The organism is Nocardia sp. NPDC004722 (genome assembly GCF_053601505.1).
On the sequence record NZ_JBSGBY010000464.1, the window covers coordinates 1 to 6,959 of the forward strand.

Consider the following 6,959-nt stretch of genomic DNA (forward strand, 5'->3'; position numbering starts at 1 on the left):
GCCCGAGACCAGCACGGTGCGATCCGGCAGGATCACCGCGCACACGTGCATGCGGGCGTACGCCATCGGCGGGCCGGGCTGGTAGGCGGGCGCGGCGGCGGTCAGATCCACGATTTGCGTGTCCGCCGAGGCCATTCCGGGTCCGTGCGGGTCGACGGTGCCGCCGCCGAGCAGCATGACCCGCTGCGCCTGCGCCGGGGGCAGCAGCACGCTCGTGGACTGGCTGCGCGATTCCGGGTCGTAGAGGCCGTCGACCTCGGTGACCGCGCCGGTGGCGGTGTCCCAGATCGACGGGTGCAGGCCGTTGTTGGTGCCGAACTGCCCGCCCGTGTAGAACACCCGGCCGTCGGCCAGCAGGATCAGGTGCGCGTACGTCGGAATCGGCCCGGGCACCGGCAGTTTCGACCAGGTGAGGGTGACGGGGTCGAACAGTTCGGGCGTCTCGGACAGGAATCCGTCCGCACCGAGACCCGAGACAGCCACCACCGCACCGGTTTTCAGGGCCGCCAGCGTCGGATACCAACGCCCGGAGGTCATATCGGGTTGCGTCTCCCACGCCAGCGTCGCCGGATCGAACAGCAAGGCGTCACGCAACCCGAAGAACGGGTCGTACTGCCCGGTGCCGCCGGCGGCCAGCACGCGCCCGTCGGGCAGATACGCCTGACCCGAACAGAACATGTCGATCGGGGTGGCGGGCGCGGCGAGCCCCGGATTCGGGTAATGCCAGACACGCGTACGGAAGTCGTGGGCGTTGAGCCGATCCGGATCGTTGCCGGATCCGGCGAAGAACAGCACGTCACCGGTGTGCAGCAGTGCCGCGTGCACCGGATTGATCTCGGTGCCGAAATCCAGGATGCGCCAGGCGCCTTCGGTCGCGGCGGTGGCCAGGTCGGTCTCGAGGTCGAGCACGCGCAGGTATCCGGCATTGCCGCCCTGCGGATGATCGATGGCGCACACCACGAGTCGCGGCACTCCGCCCGCACCCGGCAGCACCGCGATCGCCGCGCCCTCGTTCTCCCGGAAGCCCCAGTCCGCCACGGTCGACCAGCGGCTCCACCCGTCCACGCAGTGCCCGGTCCCGTCCAGGCCCCAGCCGATGGTGTAGAGCCCGGCGTTCCCGTTCTGCGGATGATCGATGGTGAACACGATCAGCTCCGGGCGACCGTCCCCGTCCAGGTCCGCGATGGTCATCCCCGCGCCCTGGTTCTCCCACCCCCACCAGTCCGGAATCGCCACCCACGGTGTCCATTCCGCGACCGTGCCGTCCGCGGTGAGACCCTTGGCCAGCCGGAACTGGCCGCTGTTCTGGCCGACCGGATTGTCGACGGTCATGACCACCAGCGCGGGCTGCCCGTCGAACGCGGTCAGGCAGATGTCGGCGCCCTGATTCTCCCAGCCGTACCAGTCCGGGATCTGCTGCCAGGCGGTCCAGCCGCCGGTGACGGTGCCGTCGGGGGCGAGGTCGCGGCCGATGCGGTAGTAGCCCTGGTTCTGGCCGGCCGGGTTGTCGACCAGGAACACCACCAGATCCGGGCGGCCGTTGCCGCTGAGGTCGCCGATGGTGATGCCCGCGCCCTGGTTCTCCCAGCCCCACCAGTCGGGCACCTGCAGCCAGGGACCCCACTGCCCGACCGTGCCGTCGGCGGCGAGCGCGTGGCCGACCCGGTAGTTTCCGCTGTTCTGGCCGGGTGGGTTGTCGACCATGAGGACCACGAGATCGAGGGTGCCGTTGCCGCTCAGGTCCGCGACGGCGATGCCGCAGTCCTGGTCATCCTGCGAGAACCAATCGGGGATCGGAACGAATTGTCCTGCCACACAAGCAATCATGGTCGCCACCGGCGCATCCGGCATCCGATGTCCGGTTTGTCGCTATGTCGGATCGCACCAGGTTGGCCAAAACGCTCCGGCGGACTGTCCCACCCACTACCCTCCGAAACGCTCTCATTTCACTCAAAGGAGGGGCATCCACCATGAACAAGTCCATCGTGCTCAGCGGGCTCGCGGTCACCGCGGCCGCAGTGCTGGCGAGCACCGGCACCGCCAACGCCGCCCTCCCCACCAGCATGGGCACCGACTCCACCTTCAAGGTCGGCATCGATATCCAGCCCGGCGTCTACAAGACCACCACCGCCGTGCAGGCCTGCGTGTGGGCGCGACTGTCGGCCATCACCCCCGACGCCAGCGCCACCATCCAGACCGGCGGCGCGCTCAACGGCACCGTGACCGTCGAGATCAAGCCCACCGACGTCGCGTTCTTCACCAGCGGCTGCGGCACCTGGACCCTGCAGACCACCACGACCACGTCGGGATCCTCGGGCCTGGGCAGCGGTAGCGGACTGCTCAATGCGGGCAGCGGACTGCTCAGCGGCGGGTCCAGCACGCTGTCGAGCTAGTCACCGAGCCTGCACGGCAGCGAACCGCCCACCCGGAGGGGGCCGTTCGCCGACACCGGGAGGGCCGGGTAGACCACCTGCCCGCTCCTCGCGGTGCGTGCCGGTTCAGCAGTCGCAGCAGGATTCCTCACAGCAGCAACACGATTCCTCGCAACAGCAGCAGCCCTCGCCGCAGCAGACGCAGCCCTCACAGCACGGCAGGCATCCGCCACCGCGGCGGCGCGCGGGCCCGTAATAGCCCTGGCCCGGGCCGTATCCGTAGCCCGGCGGCGGGCCGTAACCGGGCGGCGGGCCCCACGGATCCGGGCCCCGGCGACGCCAGCGGCTGACCGGCTCGGTCGCGACATGATTCGCGCACGCCGGGCCGTGACCACCGAACGTGCGCGTCACCGAGCGGCCCAGCTCATGTTTCAACAGCCGGTGGATCAGTCGCTTATCGGTGAATTCCACTTCGGCCAAGGCCAATTCGATACCCAGCAGCGCGTCCGTGCACAGGCGATGCGCCTCGGCGACCTCGGTTCCCGTGGCGGTCAGCGGATTCCACTTGCCGTGCGCGCGATCGTCCTCGAGATCCTCGACGGCGTCCACGAGATGCGCTATGCGACCGAACAATCGGCCCACCTCGATCAGCGCCGCCTGGTTCCCCGGGCGACCGGCCAGGATCGCGGTGTGGCCGAAGGCCGCACCCGTCGCGGTCTCGGTGGGCTCGGTGACCTCCAGCACCGGCGTGCCCACGACGGCCGCCGCCTCGAGCTCGGTCTGCCGGTCCACCGCCGTCACCAGCACGGCGGTGTCGAAACCCAGTCCCGCGCCGGAGGATTCGCCCTGCCGGGCCCAGCGTTGCGCGAGCCGGCGGGCGGCGGGACGGAAGCCGGGCGAACCCGCCACCCCGTCCCCGTCGTCGACATGGTCGCGGACCTTCGCGGCGGCCAGCACCAGCGAGACCGTCGCGGCCAGGCGCACGCAGTCGCCGGTGGCGACATCGGCGCGCCGCATACCGCGCAACGGGCAGGGCCCGGCCGCACGGCGCGTGGGCGGCGCGGTCGACTGCGCCTCCACCAGGGCCGAGACGATCAGCCCGTCGTAATTGGTTGCCATGCGGGCGCTCTGACCATGGTCGTCGCGCAGTGCGAGGCACAGCCCGCACAGTTGCGCCAGCCAAGCCCGCCCGAGTTCCTCGCCCAGCCGATGACGGCAGGGTCGGATGATGCCGAACACACCATCGACGGTAACCCCTCTTACGGGATCCGGCGCGTGGAATCGAGATCAGACCGGATCGGACGGTGTAGATCGAAATTCACTGGGCGGCAAGGATTGCGAATTCCTCCGCGAGCGGTACCGGGCGGTCGGCCGACCAGGCCAGCCCCACCTGGAGGGGCGCGAGATCGGGAACGGGGACGTAGGCGATGTCGGGACGGGTGTAGAAGGTCATGACCGACAGCGGCAGGAACATGATCCCGCTGCCCGCGGCGACGTGTTCGAGTTTCTCCTCGACGCTGCGGAAGACCGGGACGGCTGGGCGGTCGGTGTGCAATTCGACTGCCAGCGCACGCCATTCGGGCACCGCGTCGGGGTCCTGGAGCAGGTGCTCGTGCGCCAGATCCGCGACGGCCACCGAGTCCTTGCCCGCGAGGCGATGGTCGGCGGGCAGGACGACCACGCGCGGTTCGGTGTAGAGCGGGCGCACGGTGAGGCCGTGCGGATCGATGGGCAGCCGCACCACGCTGACATCCACCTGGCCGTTGTGCACCACCTCGACCTGATCGAACCAACCGGTGCGGACCAACTCGACGCGCAGCCCGGGATGCCGGTCGGTGAGGGCGCGCACGGCGGCGGTCACGGTGAGGCCGGGCATGAATCCGACGGTGAAGGAATCACCGCCCTGGGCCGCGCGAATCACCCTGCGTTGCAAGGCATCTGCCGAGGCCAGCAGCGGCTTCGCATCCAGCAGCAGCTGCTCCCCCGCCGCCGTCAACGCCGTCCCGCGGCGATCCCGGGCGAACAGCTGCACGCCGAGTTCCTCTTCGAGCGCGCGGATCTGGCGCGACAGCACAGGCTGCGCGATGAAGAGCATCTCGGCCGCGCGACCGAAGTGCAGGTGCTCGGCCACGGCCACGAAATAGCGCAGCTTGCGCAGATCCACATCGCTCATGATGCCCTCAGGGTATTACAGACGGCGCGATAGGTCTTGGACGGGACAGCCTCGCAAAACCGAAGGTAGAGAGGCAAACGCACACCAGATTTCCTCGAAAGGAACCTCGAATGTCTCTCGACGGACAGCGCATCGTCATCCTCGGCGGCACCTCCGGCATCGGCTACGCGGTGGCCGCCGCGACCGCCGCCCAGGGCGCGAAGGTCACCGTCGTCTCGAGTCGGCAGGCCAATGTCGACCGGGCCGTCGCCGACCTGCCCGCCGGGGTCACCGGCGTGGTCGCGGACCTGGGCGACACCACGCGGATTCGCGCGATGTTCGACGAACTCGGCGCCATCGACCATCTGGTCTACACCGCGGGTGAGCCGCTGCTGCTCTCCCCCGTCGCCGACCTGGATATCGACGCGGCCCGAAAGTTCTTCGAACTGCGCTACTTCAGCGTGCTCGCGGCCGTGCAGGCGGCCGCCCCGCACCTGCGGGAGAACGGATCCATCACGCTGACCACCGGCACCGCCGGGCCGCGACCGGTGCCGGGATCGTCCGTCACTTCGAGCGTGTGCGGCGCGGTGGAGGCGTTGACGAAGGCCCTGGCGGTCGAACTCGCACCGCTCCGGGTCAACGCGGTGATGCCCGGCGTGGTCCGCTCCCCCCTGTGGAACTTCCCCGAGGACCTCCGCGAGCAGTTCTACACCGACACCGCCGCCGCCACTCCCCTGCACCGCATCGCCGAAGTCGACGACATCGCCGCCGCTTTCGTCTTCTTCCTCACCCAACCCCACGCCACCGGCACCATCCTGCCGCTGGACGGCGGCGCGGTCCTCGCCTGACCCGACGGGGCAAGCTGCGGACCCTACAGCGCGGCGGCGTGCCGGGCGGCGAGGTACCCGAAGACGAGGGCGGGGCCGATCGTCGCGCCGGGGCCCGCATAGGTGTGACCCATGACGGGACTCGCGGAATTGCCCGCCGCGTAGAGGCCCTCGATCACCGAGCCGTCGGGGCGCAGCACGCGGGCGTCGACGTCGGTCCGCAGCCCGCCCTTGGTGCCCAGGTCGCCGGGCACCATCTTCGCCGCGTAGAAGGGGCCCGCCTCCAGCGCGCCGAGGTTCGGGTTGGGGCGGTGACGGGGGTCGCCGTAGTAGTTGTCGTAGGCGCTCTCGCCACGGCCGAAGTCGAGATCATTGCCGTCGTAGGCGAATTCGTTGAAGCGGGCGACGGTGGCGGCGAGTCTCTCGACCGGTAGTCCGATCTTCCCGGCGAGTTCGGGGACCGTGTCGGCGCTGGTCAGCACGCCGGATTTGAACCACCGGCCGGGTAGGGGCTGACGCGGGGCGATGCCCGCGAACATGTATCGGTTGCGGTAGCGCTGGTCGAAAATCAGCCAGGCGGGCAGGTTTTCGGCCGGCCCCTCGCCCTGGCCGTGGTCGCCGCCGTACATGCGCTGTCCCGCTTCCGTGTACGGCAGGCACTCGTTCATGAAGCGCTCGCCGCGATCGTTGACGACGAGGCTGCCGGGTAGGTTGCGTTCGGCAAGGCAGAACCAGGCTTCACGCAGCAGCGGGATGGACGGACCCCACCAGGCGTCGTCCATGAATTCCACTGCCGCACCGGCGGATTGACCCGCACGAATGCCATCGCCGGTGTTCGCTCGCGCACCAACGGTCCAGTCGCTGCCGATCGGCGCACGCTGATAGCGCTTACGCATCGCATCGTCGTGGTCGAAGCCGCCCGCAGCCACGACTACTCCGCGCCGCGCCGCGATCACCTGTTCGCGGCCGTCCCGCAGCACCACCGCACCGGTTACGCGGCCGTCCTCGGCACACAGCTCGACCAGCGGAGTATCCAGCCACAGTGGCACATTCGCCGACGGCAGCCCCGCGTGCAGCATGGCGCTGAGCGCTTGTCCACGAACGAGCACGCGCCGCCGGGATACAGTGGCCGCCAGCCAGCGCCCCGCGATCCGCAGGGCGGTGAACGGTGCGCGCGGATTGCGCAAGCCCAGGTGGATCTGCCGGAATTCGGCCTGGGTGATCACCATGTTCTTCGCCACCCGCACGTAATCCGGCTCCAGCGCGGCCAATTCGGCGTGCGAGGCGCGGTAGGGCACGGGCTCGACCGACCTGCCGTGTGCGCGACCGCCCTGCGCTTCCGGGTAGTAGTCGCAATAGCCCGGCACCCAGCGCATCCGCATCGCGGAGTGCTCGGCCAGGAACTCGAAGGCTTCCGCGCCACGATCGATATAGGTATCGATCAGCGCCGCATCCACATCCGGCCCGATGATGTCCTTCAGGTAGGTCCGCGCCGCCTCGATGTCATCTGCGGGCGCTTCACGGCGCAGCACCGAGTTGCCCGGAATCCATACGCCGCCACCGGATCTGGCGGTGGATCCGCCCCAGCGCGACGCCTTCTCGACGATG

At 69.6% G+C, this 6,959-nt stretch carries 6 protein-coding genes; 2 read left to right on the plus strand and 4 right to left on the minus strand.

Annotation, left to right across the window (positions count from 1 at the left end; genetic code table 11):
• Nucleotides 1-1,815, minus strand: a 1,815-nt coding sequence (locus tag ACWELQ_RS33330; RefSeq protein ID WP_452401011.1) for a galactose oxidase-like domain-containing protein, incomplete at its 3' end; no start/stop codon positions are given.
• A gap of 155 nt (nucleotides 1,816-1,970) precedes the next feature.
• On the opposite strand from ACWELQ_RS33330, the gene ACWELQ_RS33335 reads away from it, so the two are divergent.
• On the plus strand, nucleotides 1,971-2,393 hold the full coding sequence (locus ACWELQ_RS33335; RefSeq protein ID WP_452401012.1) for a hypothetical protein: 423 nt from the start codon (nucleotides 1,971-1,973) through the stop codon (nucleotides 2,391-2,393).
• A gap of 105 nt (nucleotides 2,394-2,498) precedes the next feature.
• Here ACWELQ_RS33335 and ACWELQ_RS33340 read toward each other — a convergent pair whose 3' ends face one another.
• Both ACWELQ_RS33340 and ACWELQ_RS33345 read right to left on the minus strand, forming a co-directional pair.
• Nucleotides 2,499-3,611: a DUF5685 family protein gene (locus ACWELQ_RS33340; RefSeq protein ID WP_452401013.1), complete on the minus strand. Its 1,113-nt coding sequence runs from the start codon at nucleotides 3,609-3,611 to the stop codon at nucleotides 2,499-2,501.
• A gap of 79 nt (nucleotides 3,612-3,690) precedes the next feature.
• Nucleotides 3,691-4,545, minus strand: coding sequence for a LysR family transcriptional regulator (locus tag ACWELQ_RS33345; protein ID WP_452401014.1), 855 nt, complete (start codon nucleotides 4,543-4,545; stop codon nucleotides 3,691-3,693).
• Nucleotides 4,546-4,655: 110 nt separating this feature from the next.
• Between ACWELQ_RS33345 and ACWELQ_RS33350 the strand changes: the two genes are divergently transcribed.
• Entirely contained in the window at nucleotides 4,656-5,372 is a 717-nt protein-coding gene (locus ACWELQ_RS33350; protein ID WP_452401015.1) for an SDR family oxidoreductase, read from the plus strand.
• Between the two features lie 23 nt (nucleotides 5,373-5,395).
• Here ACWELQ_RS33350 and kstD read toward each other — a convergent pair.
• A partial coding sequence (gene kstD / locus ACWELQ_RS33355; RefSeq protein WP_452401016.1) for a 3-oxosteroid 1-dehydrogenase occupies nucleotides 5,396-6,959 on the minus strand: 1,564 nt, incomplete at its 5' end.

Bases quoted from the DNA above. Each gene is read 5' to 3' on its own strand.
- ACWELQ_RS33335 (WP_452401012.1), top strand. From the start codon at position 1,971: ATGAACAAGTCCATCGTGCTCAGCGGGCTCGCGGTCACCGCGGCCGCA.
- ACWELQ_RS33345 (WP_452401014.1), bottom strand. From the start codon at position 4,545: ATGAGCGATGTGGATCTGCGCAAGCTGCGCTATTTCGTGGCCGTGGCC.
- ACWELQ_RS33350 (WP_452401015.1), top strand. From the start codon at position 4,656: ATGTCTCTCGACGGACAGCGCATCGTCATCCTCGGCGGCACCTCCGGC.